Raw genomic sequence first — 22,334 nt, 5'->3', positions numbered from 1 at the left:
AGTTAAAGATAGTAAAAAAGGAACCACACTTGCCACTTGCGCCAGCACAAGCGGGCGTCACGGCCGGTAACGCTTGAAAATCAGCGACGTGTTGATGCCGCCAAAGGCAAAATTATTCGACATCACGTATTCGCATTCGATGGCCCGGCCTTCGCCGGCGATGTAGTCGAGCGGCGCGCATTGCGGGTCCACCTGCTGCAAGTTGATGGTCGGCGCAAACCAACCTTCGCGCATCATCTCGATGCTGATCCAGGCTTCCAGCGCGCCGCAGGCGCCCAGGGTGTGGCCCATGTAGCTTTTCAGCGAACTGATAGGCGTGCGGTCGCCAAACACCTCGAACGTGGCTTGCGACTCGGCAATATCGCCCTGCTGCGTACCTGTGCCATGCGCGTTGATGTAGCCGATATCGGACGGCTGCAGGTCCGCGTCGGCCAGCGCCAGCAGCATCGCCTGGCGCATGGTGGCGGCATTCGGCTGGGTCACGTGGCAGCCATCGCTGTTCGTGCCGAAGCCCACCAGCTCCGCATGAATGGTGGCGCCGCGCGCCTGCGCATGTTCGAACTCTTCCAGGATCAGGCAACCGGCGCCTTCGCCGATCACCAGGCCATCGCGGCTGGCGTCGAACGGGCGCGGCGTCGTGTGGCCTGCGTCATTGCGCGTGCTGGTGGCGAACAGGGTGTCGAAGACGGCCGCCTCGGTGGCGCACAGTTCCTCGGCGCCGCCGGCGATCATCGCCAGCTGCTTGCCGCCGGCGATCGCCTCGTAGGCATAGCCGATGCCCTGGCTGCCCGAGGTGCAGGCGCTCGACGTGGTAATGACTCTTCCCGTGACGCCAAAGAACACGCCGATGTTGACGGGCGCCGTGTGCGCCATCATCTTGATGTAGGTGGTGGCGTTGATGCCCTTGGTGGTGCGCTCCTCCATCATGCGGCCAAAGTCGCCGATGGCGCTGGGCGTGCCGGCGGACGAACCGAAGGAAATGCCCATCTGCCCGCCTTTGACCACGGGGTGTCCGGCCAGGCCCGCGTGTTCCAGCGCCAGTTCGCTGGCGCGCGTGGCCATCAGCGCGATGCGTCCCATGCTGCGCACGGCCTTGCGGTTGTAGCGGTCCGTCAGCGCGAACGGCGCGGCCGGTGCGCCCAACTGGGTGTTCAAGCCTTCGTAGTCGGCCCATTCGTCCATGCGTACGACGGCGTTGCGATACTCGCCCAGGCGCTGGCGGATGGCCGGCCAGTTATTGCCGATCGGGCTGATACCTGCCATGCCGGTCACTGCGACCCGGCGGCTCATACCATGCCTCCATTCACGGAAATGACCTGGCGCGTGATGTAGCCCGCCTCCTCGCCGACGAGGAAACTGACGGCGGCGGCCACCTCTTCCGGCGTGCCGACTCTGCGCGCGGGGATCATCTTCAGCGCTTCGTCGAGCGGCACCTCGCTGATCATGTCCGTCTCGATCAGGCCCGGCGCCACGCAGTTCACGGTGATGGCGCGCTTGGCCAGTTCCAGCGCCAGCGCCTTGGTGGCGCCGATGATGCCGGCCTTGGCCGCGCTGTAATTGACTTGCCCCCGGTTGCCGATCAGGCCCGAAACGGACGCCATGGTGACGATGCGCCCCGGTTTGCGGCGCTGTACCATCGGCATTACCAGCGGGTTGAGCACATTATAGAAACCATCGAGGTTGGTCTGCAGGACGATGTCCCAGTCCTCGCCCGACATGGCGGGAAACGCATTGTCGCGCGCCACGCCGGCGTTGCACACGACGCCGTAATAGCAGCCATGTTCGGCGATGTCCGCTTCCAGCGCGCTAGCTGCCGCGGCACGGTCGCCGATATCGAACTGCAGCACGCGCGCCGCGCGTCCCAGCGCCTGCACCTGCTGCGCCACCGCGTCGGCTTCGCCGCGCGCGCTGCGGCAATGCAGCACCACGTCAAAACCGTCGCGCGCCAGTCGCAAGGCGATGGCCTTGCCGATGCCCCGCGACGACCCCGTCACCAATACACTTTTACTCATGCTGTGCTCCATTCATACTCTCCTGCAGAAATTGCTTTGCATCCTCGGGCTGGAACACCGTGATCGTCGCCTGCGCCAGCACGGCGCCAGCCATCTCGATACGGCACTCGAACGCACCCAGTCCATTCTCGCCTTGCAAGGCTTGCTGCACATGCACCTGCAGCACGCTGCCATCCACAAACAAAGGCACTTGCGCTTCGTAGCGCCGCGCCCCCAGCAAAAAACCGATCTTCACGGGCGCGCCGGCCAGCCGCGCCAGGTAGCCCGCATGCGCGGCGATCGCCTGCGCCATGTATTCGATGCCGACCCAGCTGCCCACACCGGCCGACGGCGCGTCATAAAACACGCTGCCGGCATGGATGGCCACTTCGGCGCACAGGTTTTCCGCATCGGCCGAGAGCACCCGGTCGAGCAGCACCATGGGGCCGGAATGCGGGACAAGGTCGCCGATATCCGGAAAACTCATGCTCCCCTCCCGAACAGCAAGGCGGCGTTCGAGCCGCCGAAGGCAAACGAGTTGCTCAGCGCCCAGTCGAGCGGACGCCCCAGCCGCGCGCCGGGCAAGGCCAGGCGCAGCGGCGGCAGGGATTCATCGGGCACGCCATCCCACAGGTGCGGCGGCAGCAAGCCCTCGGCGTTATCGTCCTGCATCGCCAGCCAGCACAGCGCGGCTTCGATGGCGGCCGCCGCGCCCAGCGCATGGCCTGTCAGCGGCTTGGTGGAGCTGCTCATCGCCGTGGCGCCGAACAGGTCGGACACCACGCGCGCTTCCATCGCATCGTTTTGCGGCGTGGCCGTGCCGTGCAGGTTCACATAGTCGACTTGCGACGCCGCGATGCCGGCGCGCGCCAGTGCCTGGGCGATGGCCAGCCGCGCGCCGCCGCCTGCAGGATCGGGCGCCGACATGTGGTGGCCGTCGGACGATTCACCCCAGCCGCGCAAGGCCACTGCAGCCGGCTGCGCCGTCATCAGGAACAGGGCCGCGCCCTCGCCGATATTGATGCCGTCGCGGTTCGCGCCGAGCGGATTGCAGCGCCGCGCGCTGACGGAAGCCAGCGCGGAAAAACCGGCCACGGTAAAGCCGCACAGGGTATCGACGCCGCCCGTCAGCACCGCGTCGCACAAATCCATGCGGATCAGGCGCGCCGCGCTGGCCATCGCCTTGGCGCTCGACGAACAGGCGCTCGAATGCACCAGGGCCGGGCCGTCGATGCCCATTTCATCGGCCAGCATCAGCGCCGGCGACGCCATCTCCTGCTGGCCGTAGTGGAAGGCATCCGGCAAGCCGTCGCCCGCCACATGCTGGCCGATCGCGCCTTCCGTCTCGGCGATGCCCGACGTGCTGGTGCCGATCACCACGGCCACGCGGTGCGCGCCGTAACGGGCGATGGCCTGCTCCACGGCGGGGCGGATCTGCGCCAGCGCCGCCAGCGCCATCCGGTTGTTGCGGCTGCGCGCGGCGAGGCCGTGATGCGCCACCGATGGCAAGGCCGCGTCGACCACGCCCAGCGGCACCATGCGCCCCGGCGTGTAGGTATCGACGGACACCACGCCGCTGTGCGCGGCAAACAGGCGCGCGCGCACTTCTTCGCGGCCGGCGCCCAGCGCGCAGACGATGCCGCAGTCATTCAGGTACACAGTCAGGCCGGTCATTCAGCTTCCTTCCGGGGCGTTCTGTATCGTCAGGCGATAGCGGTAGCGCAGGTTGTCGAGCACCACCGTGCCGCTCCAGCGCGGCATGCCGCTATAGTCGATCACCGTCACCGCCTCGTCATGCAGGAACAGGGTGCGGCGCAAGCCGCTGTCCTCGATGCGCCAGCCGGCCGGCAGGGCTTGCGCGATCGCCTCGCGCGGCCACAGGGTCAGCTGCATGTCTTCCAGCACGTCCTCGGCGCGCACCTGCGCCGGCAGCATCAGGTGGCGCCACGAGGTCATGTCCTTGCCGTCGTAATGCAGCGACAGCACGCGCTGGCCGAACGCCAGTCCCACCAGGTCGAGATGCGACGGTTCCACTTCCAGCGCCGCATCGAGTTCATCGATGCGCCCCGCTCGTTCGACGACCAGGTGCTGCTGCACGCTGACCGTGGCGCCCAGCGCCTGCGGCGCCAGTTTCAGGCCCAGGCGCGCCGGTGCCGAAGGCGGCACGCTGGCGCAGCCGGCCAGTGCCAGCAGCAGTGCCAGCGCCCATCGTTGACAGTGCAAAAACATCAGATTTCTCCTGCGGCATCGGCCGCGCTACGGTGATCGGCTTCGGCAAAGCACGGCGACAGCAGCCATACCAGCGCCGTGCCGATCAGCATGGTCAGGCCAAATGCCTGCAGGGCGGCCGTCTTGCTCAGCGCCAGCAAGCCGAAAGACAGAATGGTATTGGCTGCCGACAGGCCCACGGCCAGCCATGGCGTGTCGTTGCGGCGGTCAGGGTGCTCCTGCATGAAGATGCCGTAATCGACGCCCACGCCCAGCAGCAGCATCAGCGCCAGCACGTGGAACAGCTGCAGCGGCATGCCCAGGTAGCCCAGCAAGGCCAGGGCCGCCACGCTGGCCAGCGCCGTGGGCGCCAGCACGCGCCAGGTGCGGCGCCGGTAACGGGGCAGCAGCAAGCCGAAGACCACCAGATAGGCCCCCAGCACCACGGCGCCCATGTAGACGCGGTAGCGGCCCAGCACCGAGGAAATTTCACTCACCTTGTCGACCCACTGCACGCCGGGCATGCCCTCGCCCGCCTGCGCCAGCAGCGGGATGGCCGCGTACTGCATGCCGCGCAAGGCGACGATGGAGGCATGGCCGCCTTCCACCTTGCCCAGCCACAGATGGCGCCATGGCTCGCTGGCCGGCACCTTCAGGAAGGCATCGATCGACAGCGGCGCACCGGCTTGCGCCAACTGCGCACGTACCTTGCCGGCCCACTCGGGACCTTCATCGACCGACTGCGCCAGCAAGTCGAGCGCGGCACCCGGCTGCAGGATGGCCGTGTCGAGCAGCGTGCGCCGCGCCGCCTGCGTCTGCAGCGACGGCACCCAGTTCGACATGGCCTGGTAGCCGCTGATGTGCTTTTGTGCGATCAGCGGCAGCAGCCGCTGTTTCAACGTTTCCTCGCGCTGCAGCACGGCTTCCGCGCTATCGCCGCGCACGAGATAAAACTGCACGGGCGTGGGCCCATCGAGCAATTTGCTCAATTTGATCTGGTCGCGTATCAGGTGCGCGGGCGGCGTTTGCAGCAGACGGATATCGTCGTTGACGCCCAGGCGGCTGATGCCGAAGAGCGCAAACAGGGCAAACAGCACGCCGCCAATCAGGGTGGCGCGGTTGGCCCGCAACAGCGGCCAGCGCGCGCGCGCCGCGCCATACTGCCTGACCAGCGCGCCGCTCTTCAAGGTGCCGCCACCTATCAGCGCGGGGAACCAGCACACCACCGTCAGCCAGGCAAACACCAGGCCCAGGGCGGAAAACACGGCCATGTGGCGCAAGCCGGGGAATGGCGTCAGTGCCAGGCCCATGTAGCCGATGACGGCGGCCAGCAAGGTCAGGCACAGGCCCGGCAGCAGACGGCGCAGCAAGGTGCGCGAATCGAGCGCCGGGTCGGCGCCCAGGCGGTTGCATAGAAAATAGATGCCGTAATCCTGCGCCACGCCGATCAGGCTGGCGCCAAAGACCAATGTCATCAGGTGTATTTTGCCAAACAGCAGCCAGCACACGGACAGGGAACCGAGGCAGCCGATGCCGATCGACAGCAGGATCAGCGAGATCGGCTTGAATGAGCGGAAGGTGAACCACGTCAGCAGGATGATGCCGGCCAGGGAGCCCAGGCCGATGGTCGACATTTCGCCCGCCGCCTGGCTGCTGGCCGCCGCCGCATGCAGGATCACGCCGGCGCTGATGATTTCCACGCCGGGCACGGCTTGCCGCGCCGCCGCCTCGGCTTGCGCCAGCACGGGCAACACGCTTTCCTGGGCGCCCAGCGAAAAAGCGGGCAGGCTCAAGGTCATCGGCAGCAGCACATACTGGCGCTCGCCGTCGGCGACGAACAAATGGCCGTCGCGCGGACGCACGGGCGTTTCCTGCGCACGCTCCTGCACCCAGCCGCCAAACAGGCCAAACGGATCGTCCTGCCAGGCGCCCAGCTTCGGACCACCAAACGGGCTGTAGAGCTGACTGAGCGCCGAATCGCGCCAGAATGCGGGCGTCTCCTGGCGCAGCTGCGTTTCCTGCGGCGCCGTCAGCAAGGTCAATCGATGCTGCTGGAACAGCGCCAGCCAGTCGTTCTGCGTCTGCTCGTCGAGAGGCGTGGACTGGAACAGGCCCGCATGGCGCGCCAGCACGGCGCCGTAGGCGTCCGCCGCGCGCTTCGCATCGCTCCATTCGGCAGCGCCGACCAGCACCACCAGACGCTGCTGCGCCGCGTCGACCATGTGTGTAAACGACGCCTGCAGCACCGGATCGCGCTCCTGCACCGGCAGCAAGGCGAGAATGTCGGTTTCGGGCGCGATGCGCTTGCCCAGCCACAGATAGGCGTTATGCGCCAGCAGCAGCGCCACCACCAGCGCCCAGGCGATAGCCAGCAGACGCCCGGCGTTGCGGCCGCGCTTCGTCAGTGCGTTCAAAACAGGGCCGCCTCTTGCGCCGTGATGGCGGACGGTCCCGTCTCAATCGCCGAGAACACGATGCTGGTGCGGTCGCCGCTCGCCTCGCTGATGCTGATATTTTTCACGAAGGCGCCGCCATCGAGGCGGATGCTGCCGATGGCCTTGGCCAGCGCCGGCTGGCGCGCCTTCAGCGCCACCTGCCAGGTGCCGCCATCGATGCTGCCGTCCACTTCAAACAGCGTGTCGAGTTGCGCCAGGTCGCCGGCCAGCAGCGAAAACAGCACGCTGTTGATCATCTTGACCACCGGCTCCGTCTTCGCGTCGAGGCGCATGGCCACGCGCTCGCCCTGGAAATGCACGATCTCGTCGCGCGTCAGGCGCAGGGTATTCGGAAACGGCTGCAAGGTGCGCCACAGGACGCCCTTGCCGGCCACCACGCAAAAGCGGCCATTCGACGCCAGCGCCTTCTTCATGCCGGCCAGCTGCTTGCTCTGGTCGAAACGGCCGCACAGCTGCTGCGGCTTGGCCAGCATGGCCTCGATCTTCGCTACCGGCGCGGCCGCGTGCAGCGGCGTCATCGCCAACAGGCACAGGCCCGCCAGCAGGATTTTGAATTGTTTTTTCATACGGCCTTCAATCCCAATTTTTCAAACAAGATGGGCGGCGAGGCAAAGCACATCTCGCCGCTGGCGATATCGACGGCCACCTGTGTCGTGCTGGCGCGGTTCAGGCGCTTGCCCGTCGCGCTGTCGCTGACCAGGTACTCGATCTTCAGGCGGTCTTCCCACTCCACCAGGTCGGCGCGCAGGGTCAGGCGCTGGCCAAAGGTGGCTGGCGCCACATAGCGCAAGTGCATGTCGATCACGGGCCAGGCATAGCCGGACGCTTTCATGTCGACATAGTTGTAGCCGATGCTGTCGAGCAGCGCGCAACGCACCACTTCGAGGTATTTCACGTAGCGGCCATGCCAGACGATTTCCATCGGGTCGAGGTCGAAGAACTGCACCTGCATCTCCACTTCGGCGTGCCAGCGGCTGGGCATGGCCTTCTTGCCGCGCACTTTATGCGTCTCAGTCATTCCCGGCTCCGTACAGTGGCCAGGCTTGTGCGCGCATGCGTTCGAGCAGCACGCGCAGTTCCGGGTCGAGTCGGCGGTCTTCCTCGACGGGCGCGATATCGGCGGCCAGCGCCTCCATCATCGCCGCCAGCGCCGCTTGCGGCGGCACGTCGGGACTGACCTTGCAACGCAGCCAGACGCCCTGGCGCACGGTAATCAGCAGGGCCGCGGCGACCTGCTCGCACAGTTCCAGCACGCGCAGGCAGTCGCGCGCGGCGATGGTGCCCATGCTGACCTTGTCCTGGTTGTGGCATTCGGTCGAGCGCGAAAACACCGAGGCGGGCATGGTCAGCTTCAGCGCTTCGGCGGTCCAGGCGGAGGCGCTGATCTGCAATGCCTTCAGGCCGTGGTTGATGGCCGCGCGCGGGCCGGTGGCACCCGACAGGTTGGCCGGCAAGCCCTGGTTGTAGCGGCTGTCGACCAGCAAGGCCATCTGGCGGTCCAGCAGGTCGGCCAGGTTGGCCACCGTGTTCTTCATGCTGTCCATGGCGAAGGCGATATGGCCGCCGTAGAAATGCCCGCCATGCAGCACGCGCTCGCCTTCGGCATCGATGATGGGATTGTCATTGGCGCTATTGAGTTCATTCTCGATCGACGAACGCAGCCACGGCAAGGCGTCGGCCAGCACGCCGATCACGTGCGGCGCGCAGCGGATCGAATAGCGGTCCTGCAGCCGCTTGCCGTTGCGTTCCCAGCTATCGGTGGGCAAATCGGCGCGCAGCCAGGCCGCCACTTGCTGCATGCCGGGATGGGGCTTGACGGAAAACAGGGTTTCATCGAAGTGGTGCGCGTTGCCATCGAGCGCAAACGAGGCCATGGCCGTGATGCGCGTCGTCAGGCGCGTCAGATACTCGGCGCGCTCATACGCCAGGCAGGCCAGCGCCGTCATGACGGCCGTACCGTTCATGATCGCCAGGCCTTCCTTCGGACGCAGGCGCAGCGGCGTGATGCCCGCTTCGCGCAGCGCCTGTTCCGCCGGCACCTGTATCCCGTCGCGCCAGACTTCGCGTTCGCCGCACAGCACCGCCGCCAGGTAGGACAGCGGCGTCAGGTCGCCGCTGGCGCCGACCGAGCCTTCCGACGGGATCAGCGGCAGCAGGCCCGCATCGAGCAGGCGCGCGATCTGCGCCAGCAGTTCCACGCTGACGCCGGAAAAACCCTTGGAGAGCGACGCCAGGCGCGTGGCCATGATCGCGCGCGTCTGCGCCGGCGTGAAGAATTCGCCCAGGCCGCAGCCGTGATACGTGTACAGGTGGTGCGGCAGTTCGGCCACCAGTTCCGGCGGTACGGTCACGGTGCAGGAATCGCCGTAGCCCGTGGTCACGCCATAGATGGTGCCGTCCTCGCGCAGCAGGCGGTCGAGGAAATCGGCGCCGCGCGCGATCGCCGCCAGAAAGACGGGGTCGCTGGACAGTTCGGCGCTGGCCCGGCCATGCGCGATATCGGTAATGTCTTCGATGCGCAGGCGTTCGCGGTCGAAGCGGACGGCGCGCCGGGTGTTTTTCAGGTCAGCGAGGTGCATCGGGAGTATCCAGTCTTGAAGTATCGGGGAGTTGCCAAAAATCGTAGAAGTTGAACCATTCGAGCGGCGCGCGCAGGCAGTGGTGCTGCAGGCGCGCGGCATAGGCGGCCGCCAGTTCGGCCAGCATCGGCTCGCGCGCCTTGCGCGGCAGGTGCAGAGATTCGCGGAACAGTTCGAAGTGCACCTCGGGGCGCTGGCCCGTGCACGTCGAAAACAGCAAATACACGGGGCATTGCAGCACGCTGGCCAGCACATACGGACCGACCGGGAAGGCGGCCGGCTGGCCCAGGAATGGCGCCACGGCCACGCGCGGCTGGGGCGAGACGGAAACGCGGTCACCGGCGATCACCACGAACTCGCCCTGCGCCACTTTTTCCGCCAGCAGCATGGCCGTGGCAGGCGTGATTTCCGTCACCTGCATCAGATTGAGCTGGCTGTCGGGATTGAGGCGCTCCAGCATGCGGTTGAACGCCTGCGCATGGCGCGTGTGCACGAGCACCGTCAGCTTCAGGCGCGCATTGCGCTGCGACAGCACGCGGCACAAATCCAGGTTGCCCAGGTGGGCGCAGATCAGCAAGGCGCCACGCCCCTCGTCCAGGCAGCGGTTGACGCCCTCTTCGCCATCGACGCCGTGCAGGCTCACGCTGCGCGTGTCGTACAGCCCGCCCCATAGCAGCATCTTGTCGAGGATGGTTTCGGCAAACGTGGCGAAGTGCCGCAGCACGCTCAGGTTTGCCGGACCGCCGCAGGCCGCGACGCGACGCAGGTAGCTGCGCGACACGCGGCGCGCGCGCGGCTTGGTCAGCACGTACCAGGCCAGCACCGGGTACAGCACGATGCGGAAAGGCCAGCGGCCGAAGACGCGGCAGATCCAGAACAGCAGGCGCATGCCGGCCACGAAGCTGACTTCATTGAAGCCGGACCAGTGTCCGCGCGGCTGCTGCGACGCTGCCGTCATCGCGCGCGCCAGTGGCGGGCCAGCAGGCGCGGTGCGCGCCACAGCATGCCGAAAAACAGACGCGCATGCATGCGCGAAATAAGCACGTTGTCGCGCCACAGCTGAAAATGCGAGACGCCGTCGCTGGGGTAACCCACTTTCGTCGGCAGATTTTCCATCTCCAGGCCATCCCAGTACAGGCGCACCAGCACATCGGTATCGAAATTCATGCGCTGCCCCAGCACGCCACGCTGCGCCAGCGCCGTCAGCGGCGCCAGCGGATAGACGCGAAAACCGCACATGGAGTCGCGGATCTGCAGCGACAGGGTATTGATCCATACCCAGATATGCGTCGCATAGCGGCCATAGTAGCGCGCCCTGGGTACCGATTCATCGTACACGGGATAGCCGATCACCACGGCCGCCGGCGTGGCTTGCGCCTGCGCCAGGAAGCGCGGCACATCGTCCGTTTCATGCTGGCCGTCGGCGTCGATCTGCAGCGCATGGCTGTAGCCGCGCGCATGCGCGTGGCGGCAGCCCGTCAGCACCGCCCCGCCCTTGCCCTGGTTGTGCGCATGGCGCAGCAGGGTCACGCGCGACGGGTGCGCGGCGGCCAGTGCATCCAGGGTGCGCGCGCCGGCGCCGGCGCTGCCGTCGTCGACGAGGATCAGCGGCACGCCATGCGGCAGCAGGCGCTGCACCACGGCGCCGATCGCGTGTTCATGATTGAACACGGGGATCACGATGCAGGGTTGAAAACGCACTTCAGTCACTGCCGGCTCCGGCGCGGCCAAAGCGCAGCAGTGAATGACAATAGCCGATGCCGTCGCGCGTGGTCAACAACTCCAGGCCGGCCTCCTGCGCCAGGCGGATATAGTCGGCGCTCTGGTAAATCTTGCTGTTACCGCTGGCCATGGCCGTGAAGTACGGCGACGTGTTGATCAGGCAGTAGGCGGCGATATCGTATTGCTGGCGGTCCCAGAAGGTATCCATGATCAGCACCTGGCCGTTCGGTCCCAGCGCCTGCGCCACGCGGCGCAAAATGCTGGCGATGGCCGGCTCAGAAAAGCAGCTGAGGAATTGGCTCATCCAGATCAGGTCCATGCCGGCCGGCAGCGGCGCCGCATCGTCGAGCAGGTCGCAGGCGTGCAAATGGGCGCGCTCGCGCAGGCCCGCGTCGGTCAGGGTGCGGTCGGCCACCGCCAACTGGCGCTCCAGGTCGACCAGGTGCAGCTCCACGCCCGCATGGTAGGCCAGCGCGGCGCTGGCGAACTTGCCCGTGTTGGCGCCGATATCCATGATGCGGCGCGGCGCCGTGGCGAAGACGTCCGGGAAGATCTCGGGGAATGAGGTATCCGAATAGTGGTGGTCGAAGGCGAACCAGCTGCCCTTGGCCGGCTCCGACAGCGCCGACAGCCCCTGGTACAGGGTCGGCCAGTTGCCCAGCGCGGCCAGTCCCAGCGGCTGCTCGGCGTCGAGCGAGCGGTCCAGGTCGAACAAGCCCTGGTAGCAGACGTCATGCATGAAGTCCAGGTTGACCTGGGTGATGCTGTCCGTCAGCATGCAAAAGCCCACCTTGTCGAGCACATACGCGCCATCGCGCAGCGAGACGACACCGGCCGACAGGCACGATTCGAGCGCCACCTTCAACGCATACTCCGTCCAGCGGCCGCTGGCGGCCATGTCGGCGATCGTCAGGCCGCTGTGGCCCGTGTCGGCAAGCGCCTGCAGCATGCCGCGCTTCCAGGCATAGCGCACGCATTGAAAGACGACGGGACCGAAAGCGATTTTTTGCGCCTCGTAACGGGCGGCAAAGGCGGTCTGGCGTTCGGGTGAGAATTTTTTATCTAACATGCGCTCGCTGCTGGAATGGGTGTATCGGCGCCGCTACCGGGAACGGCAGCGGTATTCGGGTGAAACAGGATGCGGCCGCTGGCATGCTGGCCGGCGTCCGATAAATAACGAAACTGCAGGCTGGCCTTGAGCGCGTCATACTCCAGCGCCAGCCGCACCGGCCGGTCCGGCAGCACCGGCTGCTGGAATTTCAGGGCATGCATGGCGCGGAACCGTGCGGGCAGCGCCAGATGCTGGCGCGCAAAATGCAGCGCCCACTCCACCTGCACCACGCCAGGCAGCAAGGGCGCGCCCGTGAAATGGCCGTCGAAATAAAACAGATCCGCGGGCACGCGCAGCTCGATCAGCAGACTCGGCGTTTCGCCTTCGTCCGAACGCTCGATCAGCTGCGCATGCGGCAGCCGGGGTGGCTTGTCCTTCTGGTCCAGCAGGCCAAGCAGCAGCGCCTGCGTCGTCTTGCCCTGTGCATTGATGGGCAATTGTTCCAGGTAGCGCCAGCGGCGCGGCAAGGCAACGGCGTCGACCTGTCCAGCGAGCGCCAGTTGCAGCCGGCGGTTCATGGCCAGCTTGCCTTCTGCCTCGAACAGCGCGCGGCCGGCTGCGCTGCAGACGATAAAGGCGGCCACCTTCTGGCGCTCGCCCGCCGGCGCATCGCACAGCAGTACGCGCGCGTCCAGCACCAGCGGTGTGGCCAGCAATGCCGCTTCGATGGCGTTGAGAGAAATACGTTTTTCTTCGATCTTCACGATGCGGTCACTGCGGCCCAGCAGCTGGAAGCGTCCTGGCGCCGTTTGCCGCGCGCGGTCGGCCAAGCCTAGCCAGCCATCGTCGGCCAGGTGTGCGGAGCGCACTTCCAGCGCGCCGTCGTCCTGCAGGCGCCAGTCCACGCCGGGAAACCCTTGCCAGCTCTCGTCGTCAGGACGCTCCGGCGCGCGCTGGCGCCAGGCCACGCCGCCCGTCTCCGAACTGCCATAGATTTCGCGCGGCACGCAGCCAAGCAACTGCCCCACAGCTAGCGCACTATCCAGCGCCAGCGGACCGCCCGAGGAAAATACGGTGCGCAGCTGCGCCCGCGCGCCGGACCAGTCGATGTGTTCCGGCAGGCGTTTCAGGTGCGCGGGACTGGCGGCCAGCACGCACGGGCCGCGCGCCAGCAAGGCGGCCAGCTGTTCCGGGTAATCCACGCTGTGTACATGCACGGCACGCCCAGCAGCCAGCGGCCACAAGACCTTGAACAGCAAGCCGTAGATATGCTGGTGCGAGACGGTGGCGACGACGGCCGCGCCATCGGCATGTTCGCCAAACAGCTGCTCCAGCGTGGCCACCTCGCTGGCCAGTTGTGAGAGTTTTTTCGGGATGGCTTGCGCCGTACCCGTGCTGCCGGAGGTGTACACCACCAGCGCCGGGAAATCGTCGGCAAGCTGCATCCACGTACGCTCGGCAAGGCTGTCCGCTGGCAGCGGCAGCGGCGCATGCGCGGCCGGGAACTCCCCCAAGAACCCGTCCACCGACGCAGCCAGCGAGGCGCAGCTGACCGGCAGGGTATCGGCCGTCAGCCAGATGGTCTTGCCCGCCTGCCAGGCGCCCAGCAAGGCGGCGCCAAACTCGATGCTGTCATCGAGGTACAGGGCAAAATGGCGGCCTGCCTGGTGCTCCAGCAAGCCGGCCCACGCCTCCATGCGCGCGACAAAATGCGCGCGATCGAGCACGTCGCCATCGCGCCAGCCGACCAGCATGGCTGGTCTACGGCCATGCATGGCCAGCGCAAGGCGGGCAAGGGAATCAATCGGAGAATGGGTTTCCGGCATGAGGACTTCAGGCATGGTGCAAACGCTTAAAACGCAGGCGGACGAGATACTCGCCACCAAATAACAGGGCCATCAGGATATAGGCGATGACGCCCGTATACAGCGACCAGACGGCTTCGCTGGCCCAAAGCGCCGTGCCCAGCGCGATGCCGCCATTGACGATGAAAAAAACGCACCAGACCTGCGTCACGCGGCGCGTGTAGCGCACGGCCGCCGGCGGAAAGTCCTTCTCGCGCAGGCGCGCCAGGCGCTCCACCACGGATGGCGGCGCCCACAGGCTGTAGCCGAAGGTGGCCAGCAAGACGACGTTGACCAGCACCGGATACAGTTTCAGCGGCAACAGCAGGTTGCTCCACAGGGCGATGGCGGCCAGCAGCAGGGCGGCGGCCACCGACCAGCGCGCGGCGCGCTGCAGCTTCAGCGCGGGCAGGCGGCAGGCGACGGCCAGCAACAGCAGCAGCGCCAGCCAGCGCGGCTCGACCTGGCCGTAACCGAACCAGATCGCCAGCGGATACAGTACGGTCAGCAGCAACGCGACGGCATTGAGCAGCACGCGTTATGCCGCCTGTTCCGACACCGACATCGCGCGCAACGCTTCGACCACATCGTCGATGGTGCGAATGGTCTTGAAGACTTCCGGCTGCAGGCGCTTGCCCGTCAGCTGCTTCAGCTTGACGGCCAGATCGACCGCGTCGATGCTGTCGATATCGAGTTCGGTATACAGATTCGACTGCGGCGTCAGCGCCGCCGGATCCAGTTCGAACATTTCAGCCAGCAGTTGCACCACCCATGCGTACAGTTCCTCGCGGTTCATTGCGCTCATATCTACCATTTTGCTGCTCCTTACTTCTTTCTGTGAGTGTCAACCAGCGCTGCCAGCGCCCGTACCGAGGCAAAGTGGCGGCGCGTATCGGCCGAATCGGCCGACAGGGAAATGCCGTACTTTTTTTGCAGGGCGACGCCCAGTTCCAGCGCATCGATCGAATCGAGTCCCAAGCCCTCGACAAACAGGGGCGCATCCGTATCGATATCGGCAGCACTCATGTCTTCCAACTGCAGCGCCTCGATGATCAGTTCCTTCACTTCTTGTTCAAGCATGTTGTTCCTGTTTCCCGCTAAAGTAATGTTGCAAATGAGTGGTCAAAGTACGCGCCGCCATCACGTCGCTGGCGCCACCGCCGGTAAACTCGTCGATCGCCAGATCGTCCTCCACGGCGATCTCGAAATGCGCGCGGCGGGCCGGCACGCGCCACCACGGCTCGCCCTTGCCCAGGGTCCTGGGCAGGCAACGGATCAGCACGGGCGTGACGTCACGGCGGCCACGCACGGCGATATTGGCCGCGCCCCGCTTCAGGACGACCTCGCCGCTGTATGGCGTGCGCGTGCCTTCCGGGAAAATGATCAGGTTATTGCCGCGCGCCAGCGATGCCAGGCAGGCGTCCACCAGTTCGGCGCCGCCCGTGTTGTTGATATAGCCTGCCGCGCGCACGGGACCGCCCGTAAACGCGTTGTTCCACAAATCGGACTTGACGATGCAATCGGCCTGCTTGACATACGCCATCAGGAAAATCGTGTCGATCAGGGTCGGGTGATTGGCCAGGATCAGCAAGCCGCCCCGCTCCAGCTTGTCCAGGCCGCGCAAGTCATAGCGCAGCACGCCGAGAAAACGCATCAGGCCGATATACAGGCGAAAACTCCAGCGAATGATGAAGCGCGCGCACGCAATGCGCGTCTCGCGCCGCCACACCAGCACCTGTAGCACGGGGAACACCAGCACGCGCAGCAGCAAGCCACCAAGACCGAAGGTGGCAAAACTGACCGCGGTCGCGATGGTACGCCAGCCTATCGATATACCGGTGCGGACAGCCTCCAGCTTACGCATGGCGGCTCCAGCGCCATGCCTGGCGGTTGGCCACATGCTCGAACGTGCGGATCCCGCCGAGCATGAATCGCAACACGGCTAAGCTGCCAGGCATGCCGCCAGAGTCCACCGCCAACGCGTCATCGCTGCCGCGTGCGCGCCACGTCAAACTAAAAGCCGCGCCAGGGTCTGCCTCGGCCTGCAGCAGCCAGGCAAACGCATGCGGCTGCTCATGGCAATCTTCAAAGGCCTCGAATGGATCCGGCAAGGGACACTCCGCCAGCACAAGCAATACCTGCGCCGCGCCATCGGCCAGCAAGCCGCACGCCTCAATCACCGCAGCCTCAAGGCTGGCCGCACCGGCGGCAATGGCCAACTGATTCGCCGTATCGGCGCGGGCGATGGAAAACAGACCGGCACTGGCGTTATGCACGGCCATGCCGAACGCCGTCGGCGATAGGGGTTCGCCTTGGATCAGCGCCGACAGCAGTTCGACGGCGCGCGCCACCTCGCCATGACGAGAACAGAAGACGAGCGGAATATCGCGCTGTTCGCCGAGGCAAGTGTACGCCACCTCGAGCGCCATCTTGCCCAACTGGCCAGCACGGCGGCGTAGCATCGGCGCCATCGCGCGCACGCCAGGCTCGCCGGCGACGGCTATCGACGCGACGGGCAAGGTGCTTTGCGCCCACGCTTGCCATTGCTCCGGTGCTTCCAGGCCTGGCGCCCAGGCGGCATGTCTGATAATTGAAAAACGGACACCATCGGTGCACATATGCATTTTCCTGAGCTCAAAAAAAGGGCGAACTCACGTCAAAACTGCGCAAAAAGCCCCGCCGGCGTTCTTTTCAAATTATAAACGAAGGAAGTAAAAATAACTAAAATAAATGGCCGTGAAGCAACTTTTTAAATGCAAATACAAAAATTACGTTTTAAAGAATGCCCCGTTCCAGTTACTATTTGTAACACTCCCATCCATTATCGTCCAATGGAAATCGGCACTCTTCCGCAAACCGCCGGCATTCCAGGAAATGGTATATTTTTATCAATAAGCAAAACAAGCTGCGCATGCCTACCTTCAGAGCGTTGTTTTTAGATAAAACCTGCTGCGTGGCGCAGCAGCGTGGCAAGCGCGCCCATCGGGCATGATTGCCCCTCGCGCCTCCGAGGCGGAAAACCCAAAACAACCGCTATCGACATATTGCCAGCACATGGCGACGGCAATGCACCTGCATGCGTCGGCGGCAATTAAAGCGGCTGCGCAGCAAAGGCAATACAGAGCGATTGCTTTATGCCAGTCCCGCAGGCAGATTCAACTCCGGCGGCGCTGTTTTGGCAGCATGAGAAAAGAATGGGCCGATCAGCCATACTGGCACCGGCATGCGCGCCGCGTGAAGGGCCGTGGCGATGGGCGCGCCCGGAGGAAAGGTCTTGTGGCCGCCAGCACCAACATGAGCATGGCACCTACCGAGGGCAACGCTGGCGATGCGGCAAGGCGCCGCATGCAGGAAGGGGGCCGAAGCGGGTAGATGACCCCGGCCACCCCACCACCGTTAAAACACCCAGAGCTTGTCGGCCGGCATGTGCAGCCAGTACTTGCCCGCCTCAAGCTTGTGGCGCGAATACGCGCGCAGGCTGATGTTGTCCGCGCCGCCCCGTTCGAACAGGCACTCCCAGCGGTCGCCCAGGTACATGCAGGTCAGCAGTGGCAATTCGATGGCGTTGTCCACCTGCGTGGCGCTGATCTTGACTTCCTCGACGCGTATCATCGTCGTCACTTCCGTGCCCACGTTGGCGCCGCGCGCCACGCCCTGCAGGGAAGCGCCATCGACCAGCAGGCGCACCTGCTTGCCATCGCGCTGCACCACCTTGCCCGGCAGACGGTTATTGCTGCCCATGAATTCGGCCGTAAACAGGGTGTCCGGCGTTTCATACATGCTTTGCGGCGTGCCTTGCTGCTCGATCTTGCCGTTATTGAGCAGCAAGATGCGGTCGGAAATGGCCATCGCCTCGCCCTGGTCATGCGTCACCATCAGCGCGGACAGGCCCAGGCGCACGATCAGTTCGCGCAGGAAGGCGCGCGCTTCCTCGCGCAGCTTGGCATCGAGGTTCGACAGCGGCTCGTCGAGCAGGATCACGGGCGGGTTGTACACCAGCGCGCGGGCGATCGCCACGCGCTGCTGCTGGCCGCCGGACAGCTGGTGCGGATAGCGCTCGCCCAGGTGCCCCAGGCCCAGCTGCGTCAGCACTTCCTTGATGCGCGCGGCGATCTCCGTGCTGCCCATCTTGCGCAACTTGAGGCCGTAGGCGACGTTGTCGAAGACGGTCTTGTGTGGCCACAGCGCGTACGACTGGAACACCAGGCCCAGGTTGCGCTGCTCGGCCGGCATCTCGAAGTGCTTCGCGCCGTCGAAGACGTTGCGCTCGCCGATCTGGATGGTGCCCGCCTTCGGGCTTTCCAGCCCGGCCACGGCGCGCAGCAAGGTGGTCTTGCCGCTGCCCGAAGGCCCCAGCAGGGCAACCACTTCGCCTTTTTGCAGGTGCATCGAGACACCCTTCAGGATCTGGTTGGCGGAGGCGCCGGTGCCATAGTCCAGGTGCAATTCATTGACGGTCAATTCATTCATGATGTGGTCTCAGTCTTCTATTAATTATGGAGTTTCACGCCAAAACGCAAGGCGATGCCCAGGCCGATGGCCACCAGGGTGATATTGATGAAGGACAGGGCCGCCACCAGGTCGGTCGAACCGCCCGCCCACAGCGATACCAGCATGGCGCCGATCACTTCCGTGCCTGGCGAGAGCAGGTACACGCCCGTCGAGTATTCGCGCTCGAAGATCAGGAACACCATCAGCCAGGCGCCCAGCAAGCCGTATTTGATCAGCGGCAGGGTGACGTCGCGCGTCACCTGGCCGCGGCTGGCGCCGACGGCGCGCGCCGCCTCTTCCAGCTCCGGGCCCACCTGCAGCAGCGCGGTGGAAATGAGGCGCATGCCGTAGGCCATCCACACCACCGAATACGCCAGCCACAGGGCGAAAATCGTCGAGCGCACTTCGCGCAGCACGGGGATCACATGACCACTGAGCCACAGGGCCACGCCGTTGTCCATGCCCTTCAATATGCCGTCGAGCCAGGCCGGCACGAACAGGAACACCCACAGGAACGACAGGCCGGCCAGGAGGCCCGGCACGGCGCGCGGCACCAGCACGCTGTAATCGAGCAGGCGCGTGATGCCGTCCTGCTTGCGGTGCATGGCCAGCGCGATAAAGCTGTAGCAGCCCACGGCCAGCGCGCCGCCGACGACGCCGATCAGGATGGTGTTGACGATGCCGCGCACCAGCGAAGGCTGGTCGAAAATGTCGCGGAAATGCTGCAGGGTCAATACGTCGGCCAGGTGCACGCCCTCGCCCCAGTACTGCACGAAGGAGCGCAGCACGATGCCCGTCAACGGCAGGATGATGGTGAAGATCAGCCAGCCCGCCAGCAGGGCGAACGCCAGCCACTTCCAGCGGCCCAGCGGCATGGCCTTGCTGCGCGCGCCCTTGCCCTTGATCGATACATACTTGTTGGCGGATTTCAGCAGCCAGCGCTGTATCATCACCAGCGGCATGGTCACCATCACAAGGCACACGGCGACGGCGGCCATCAGGTGGTACGACGGCGTACCGAGCTTGTTCGTCAGCTTGTACAGATAGGTCGGCAGCACCAGGTGGCCTTCCGGATCGCCGAGCACCAGCACCAGCCCGAACACCTCGAAGCCGAGGAAGAACACCAGCACGCCCGCATACGCCAGCGCCGGCATGATCATCGGCAGCGACACGTTCAGCATCACCTGGATCGGCGAGGCGCCGGCCACCCGGGCCGCTTCTTCCACGTCCGAGCCCAGGCTTTTCAGCGCCGACGAAGCGTACAGGTAGACGTGTGGCACGTGCGTCAGGCCGGCGATGATGACGATACTGGTGAACGAGTAGATATTCCAGGGCACGAAACCGAGCAACTCCTTGGCCCAGGTCGAGTAAAAGCCCACGGGCCCCATCGAGACGACGTAGCCAAAGCCCATCACCATGGGCGAAACAAAAATCGGCACCAGCAGCATGGGCGCTACCCAGCCGCGGCCCGGCAAGTCCGTGCGCACCATCAGGAAGGCCAGCATGCCGCCCAGCGGCACGGCGATGACGGTCAGGCCAAAGGCCAGCATCAGGCCATTCTTGAAGGCCATGGCGAAATCGGGATCATCGAAGATGAAACGGTAGGAGTCAAAGCCGAATTCGCGCATCGGCATGAAGAACGGCGCGTTCAGAAAGCTCTGGTAAAAAATCAGGAACAACGGCAGGAAGATGGCGACCAGCGTGATCGCCACGACCACGCCGCGCGACCAGTTCAGGCGTGACAAGGGAGAGCGCGACCGTGCAGGCAGCGGCAAGATAGCAGTTTGCATGATGAATCCAATGAATGAAGGGTACGGCATCCGTCCGCGGGCACGCGCCTGCGGACGGCCAGGACGGCTTTACTTCTTGCCGGCTGTTTCTTTCCATTGCTTCAGGAAGGCCATGCGCTTGGCTGGTCCCAAAAATTGCAGGATGATCGGATGCACGGGAATCGGCTTGACGTTGGCCGCGCCGATTTCCTTGATCAGTTCCGCCGACGTGGTTTCGCCCGTGACGTCGGCGCGGATGGCGAACAGCTTGGCGCCGTTGGCGATGATGGTCTGGCCGCGGTGCGACAGGATGTAATCGAGCCACAGCTTGCTGGCGTTGACGTTCTTCGCGTTCTTGTTGATGAACTGCACGCGCGACAGGATCAGCGTGTAATCCTTGGGCAGCACCACGCCGATCGACGGGTCGGTCTTGGCGCGCACCAGGGCATACGAACCCAGCACGTTGTAGCCGATCAGGTTTTCACCGGACGAGATGCGCTCCATCATGGTGCCCGTCGACGACTGCACGCGCACCTTGGCCGCACCAAACGCATTTTCCAGCGCCAGGAATTGCGGATATTCCTTCGCGTCCTGCGCCATGAACATGAAGCCGACGCCCGACTTTTCGATGTCGTAGGTGGTGACCTTGTCCTTGAATTTCGGCGTGGCGATCAGCTTGACGAAGTCGTCGTGATTCTTCGGCACTTCCTTCGGATCGAGCAATCGCTTGTTGTAGACGATGGCGGCCGGCTCGAACGTGGTGCCGTAGGCCTGGTCATCCCACATGGCCCAGCCGGGAATCTTCGCCGCTTCGACCGACTTGTATTTCAGGGCGTAGCCGTCCGAGGCCAGGCGCATCTGCAAGTCCATCGCGGACGACCACATCACGTCGGCCGTGTTGCCGCCGGCGGCTACTTCGGAAATGAAGCGGTTGTACACTTCGGTGGAATTCATGTCGTTGTATTCGACGGAAATGCCGGGATACAGGGCGCTGAAATCCTTGATCAGCGGAGCGGCGGCCTTGCTGTCGGTGGCGCTGTAGATCACCACCTTGCCTTCCTTCTTGGCCGCGTCGATGATCTTCTGGTAGTCGGCCGGATAGCCGGCTGGCACTTGCGCGAAGGCGGCGCCGGCCAGGCTGGCAAACGCGGTGGCTATGGCGGCTTGAAGCAGGGTCTTGGTTTGCATGGGGTTGTCTCCGTCTATGAATAGGTTTTTTTAAATGTGATGCCGTTCAGCGCATTAATCCGAGTTCGGTGGCTTGCCGCGCATACTCGTCGACCGCTTTTCTGACGTAAGCGGTCAGCTTCGGCCCCGTCAGGGCGAATGGATACAGGCCGGCCTGCGCGCGCCATCCGGCGAACTGCGGCGTGGCCATGGCGCGCTCGAACGTAGCCACCCAGCGCTGGTAGTCCGCATCCGGCACCTGCGGGCCCATCCAGACGCCGCGGATGATGGGCCAGACCACGTCGACGCCCTGCTCGCGCGCCGTCGGCACGCCGGCCAGCACGCCGGGCAGGCGCTTTTCCGACAGCACCGCCAGCACGCGCGCGTGATTGGCGCTGGCGTTCAGGGTCGCTTCGGACGTATCGCCCGAGACCACCTGCACGTAATCGGCCTGCATCGCCGTAAATACTTCACCGCCGCCTTCGAGGGCGACGAAGCGCAGCACTTTCGGGTCGATGCCGGCCTGGCGCGCCACCAGCGCCATCTTCAGCCAATCCTGGCTGCCGATGGTGCCGGAGACGCCGATCAGCACTTTGTCAGGATGCTGGCGCAACGCGGCGATCAGGTCGGCCAGGTTCTTGTAGGGCGAATCGCTGCGCACGGCGATCATGCCGTAATCGGCGCCCAGCGCCGCCACCCAGCGCACGTCGCCCGCCTTCGCATTGCCGAACTTGCCTTGCGCCAGATTGAGCAGCGAACCGCCCGAAAACGCCACCAGGGTATTCGGCTCCGCGCGGCGGCGCTGCGAGCCCATCGAATGCCAGGCGACGGCGCCGATGCCACCGGGCAGATAGCTGATGCGCATGGCCGCTCCCGCAGCCGCGGCGGCCACGCCCTCCTGCGCCAGGCCCTTTTTCGCCAGCTTGCAGGTCAGGTCCATGGCGCCGCCCGGTTTGGACGGCACCACGCACTCGGCCGACACCTGCGCCTGCGCCGCCGCGAGGGCGGGCAGCAGGCACAGCAGCGACAGGAACAGGGAGCGCGGCATCGTCATGG

The 22,334-nt window shown here is 65.2% G+C and carries 22 protein-coding genes; all 22 read right to left on the bottom strand.

The features are described from left to right. Nucleotides 1-57: 57 nt before the first annotated feature. Nucleotides 58-1,290 (bottom strand): beta-ketoacyl-ACP synthase, encoded by a 1,233-nt coding sequence (locus tag AC07X6_RS16380; RefSeq protein WP_230541050.1) that lies wholly within the window; start codon nucleotides 1,288-1,290, stop codon nucleotides 58-60. Then, nucleotides 1,287-2,012 (bottom strand): 3-oxoacyl-ACP reductase FabG, encoded by a 726-nt coding sequence (fabG, locus tag AC07X6_RS16375; RefSeq protein WP_442908081.1) that lies wholly within the window; start codon nucleotides 2,010-2,012, stop codon nucleotides 1,287-1,289. Before fabG ends, AC07X6_RS16380 begins: the two co-directional genes overlap by 4 nt. After that, nucleotides 2,005-2,478: a hotdog family protein gene (locus tag AC07X6_RS16370; RefSeq protein ID WP_494791642.1), complete on the bottom strand. Its 474-nt coding sequence runs from the start codon at nucleotides 2,476-2,478 to the stop codon at nucleotides 2,005-2,007. Before AC07X6_RS16370 ends, fabG begins: the two co-directional genes overlap by 8 nt. Beyond that, nucleotides 2,475-3,665, bottom strand: coding sequence for a beta-ketoacyl-ACP synthase (locus AC07X6_RS16365; RefSeq protein WP_494791641.1), 1,191 nt, complete (start codon nucleotides 3,663-3,665; stop codon nucleotides 2,475-2,477). The genes AC07X6_RS16370 and AC07X6_RS16365 overlap by 4 nt, the downstream gene beginning before the upstream one ends. Further along, nucleotides 3,666-4,220: a DUF3261 domain-containing protein gene (locus AC07X6_RS16360; protein WP_494791640.1), complete on the bottom strand. Its 555-nt coding sequence runs from the start codon at nucleotides 4,218-4,220 to the stop codon at nucleotides 3,666-3,668. It lies immediately after the preceding gene. Then, nucleotides 4,220-6,604, bottom strand: a complete 2,385-nt coding sequence (locus AC07X6_RS16355; protein WP_494791657.1) for an MMPL family transporter — start codon at nucleotides 6,602-6,604, stop codon at nucleotides 4,220-4,222. Before AC07X6_RS16355 ends, AC07X6_RS16360 begins: the two co-directional genes overlap by 1 nt. 5 nt (nucleotides 6,605-6,609) lie before the next feature. Next, entirely contained in the window at nucleotides 6,610-7,221 is a 612-nt protein-coding gene (locus AC07X6_RS16350; RefSeq protein ID WP_230541055.1) for a LolA family protein, read from the bottom strand. After that, a complete protein-coding gene (locus AC07X6_RS16345; protein WP_494791639.1) occupies nucleotides 7,218-7,673 on the bottom strand; it encodes an acyl-CoA thioesterase in 456 nt (151 codons plus the stop codon). Before AC07X6_RS16345 ends, AC07X6_RS16350 begins: the two co-directional genes overlap by 4 nt. Next, a complete protein-coding gene (locus AC07X6_RS16340; protein ID WP_494791638.1) occupies nucleotides 7,666-9,234 on the bottom strand; it encodes an HAL/PAL/TAL family ammonia-lyase in 1,569 nt (522 codons plus the stop codon). The genes AC07X6_RS16345 and AC07X6_RS16340 overlap by 8 nt, the downstream gene beginning before the upstream one ends. Next, a complete protein-coding gene (locus AC07X6_RS16335; RefSeq protein ID WP_494791637.1) occupies nucleotides 9,221-10,192 on the bottom strand; it encodes a lysophospholipid acyltransferase family protein in 972 nt (323 codons plus the stop codon). The genes AC07X6_RS16340 and AC07X6_RS16335 overlap by 14 nt, the downstream gene beginning before the upstream one ends. Then, nucleotides 10,189-10,944, bottom strand: a complete 756-nt coding sequence (locus tag AC07X6_RS16330) for a glycosyltransferase family 2 protein (RefSeq protein WP_230541059.1) — start codon at nucleotides 10,942-10,944, stop codon at nucleotides 10,189-10,191. The genes AC07X6_RS16335 and AC07X6_RS16330 overlap by 4 nt, the downstream gene beginning before the upstream one ends. Then, nucleotides 10,937-12,025 carry a class I SAM-dependent methyltransferase gene (locus AC07X6_RS16325; protein WP_494791636.1) on the bottom strand — a complete coding sequence of 363 codons (1,089 nt, stop codon included), beginning with the start codon at nucleotides 12,023-12,025 and terminating at the stop codon, nucleotides 10,937-10,939. The genes AC07X6_RS16330 and AC07X6_RS16325 overlap by 8 nt, the downstream gene beginning before the upstream one ends. Next, the gene (locus tag AC07X6_RS16320) at nucleotides 12,019-13,848 is read right to left on the bottom strand and encodes an ApeI family dehydratase (RefSeq protein ID WP_494791635.1); all 1,830 of its coding nucleotides are present in this window, start codon (nucleotides 13,846-13,848) and stop codon (nucleotides 12,019-12,021) included. The genes AC07X6_RS16325 and AC07X6_RS16320 overlap by 7 nt, the downstream gene beginning before the upstream one ends. Then, entirely contained in the window at nucleotides 13,841-14,386 is a 546-nt protein-coding gene (locus AC07X6_RS16315; RefSeq protein ID WP_494791634.1) for a COG4648 family protein, read from the bottom strand. The genes AC07X6_RS16320 and AC07X6_RS16315 overlap by 8 nt, the downstream gene beginning before the upstream one ends. A 3-nt stretch (nucleotides 14,387-14,389) precedes the next feature. Further along, nucleotides 14,390-14,656: an acyl carrier protein gene (locus AC07X6_RS16310; RefSeq protein WP_494791656.1), complete on the bottom strand. Its 267-nt coding sequence runs from the start codon at nucleotides 14,654-14,656 to the stop codon at nucleotides 14,390-14,392. A gap of 20 nt (nucleotides 14,657-14,676) precedes the next feature. After that, on the bottom strand, nucleotides 14,677-14,931 hold the full coding sequence (locus AC07X6_RS16305; RefSeq protein WP_230541064.1) for a phosphopantetheine-binding protein: 255 nt from the start codon (nucleotides 14,929-14,931) through the stop codon (nucleotides 14,677-14,679). Continuing rightward, nucleotides 14,924-15,715, bottom strand: a complete 792-nt coding sequence (locus tag AC07X6_RS16300; protein ID WP_230541065.1) for a lysophospholipid acyltransferase family protein — start codon at nucleotides 15,713-15,715, stop codon at nucleotides 14,924-14,926. Before AC07X6_RS16300 ends, AC07X6_RS16305 begins: the two co-directional genes overlap by 8 nt. Continuing rightward, nucleotides 15,708-16,370, bottom strand: a complete 663-nt coding sequence (locus AC07X6_RS16295) for a beta-ketoacyl synthase chain length factor (RefSeq protein ID WP_494791633.1) — start codon at nucleotides 16,368-16,370, stop codon at nucleotides 15,708-15,710. Before AC07X6_RS16295 ends, AC07X6_RS16300 begins: the two co-directional genes overlap by 8 nt. 877 nt (nucleotides 16,371-17,247) lie before the next feature. Continuing rightward, nucleotides 17,248-18,321 (bottom strand): ABC transporter ATP-binding protein, encoded by a 1,074-nt coding sequence (locus tag AC07X6_RS16290; protein WP_474292195.1) that lies wholly within the window; start codon nucleotides 18,319-18,321, stop codon nucleotides 17,248-17,250. Between the two features lie 20 nt (nucleotides 18,322-18,341). Beyond that, on the bottom strand, nucleotides 18,342-20,132 hold the full coding sequence (locus tag AC07X6_RS16285) for an ABC transporter permease (RefSeq protein ID WP_494791632.1): 1,791 nt from the start codon (nucleotides 20,130-20,132) through the stop codon (nucleotides 18,342-18,344). A gap of 69 nt (nucleotides 20,133-20,201) precedes the next feature. After that, nucleotides 20,202-21,299, bottom strand: a complete 1,098-nt coding sequence (locus AC07X6_RS16280; protein ID WP_230541069.1) for an ABC transporter substrate-binding protein — start codon at nucleotides 21,297-21,299, stop codon at nucleotides 20,202-20,204. 46 nt (nucleotides 21,300-21,345) lie between these two features. Continuing rightward, nucleotides 21,346-22,332: a Bug family tripartite tricarboxylate transporter substrate binding protein gene (locus AC07X6_RS16275; RefSeq protein ID WP_494791631.1), complete on the bottom strand. Its 987-nt coding sequence runs from the start codon at nucleotides 22,330-22,332 to the stop codon at nucleotides 21,346-21,348. Between the last annotated feature and the right edge of the window lie 2 nt (nucleotides 22,333-22,334).

The sequence above is a fragment of the Janthinobacterium sp. GW460-12-1-14-LB5 genome (assembly GCF_059423585.1).
This window is presented reverse-complemented; position numbering and strand designations above follow the sequence as displayed.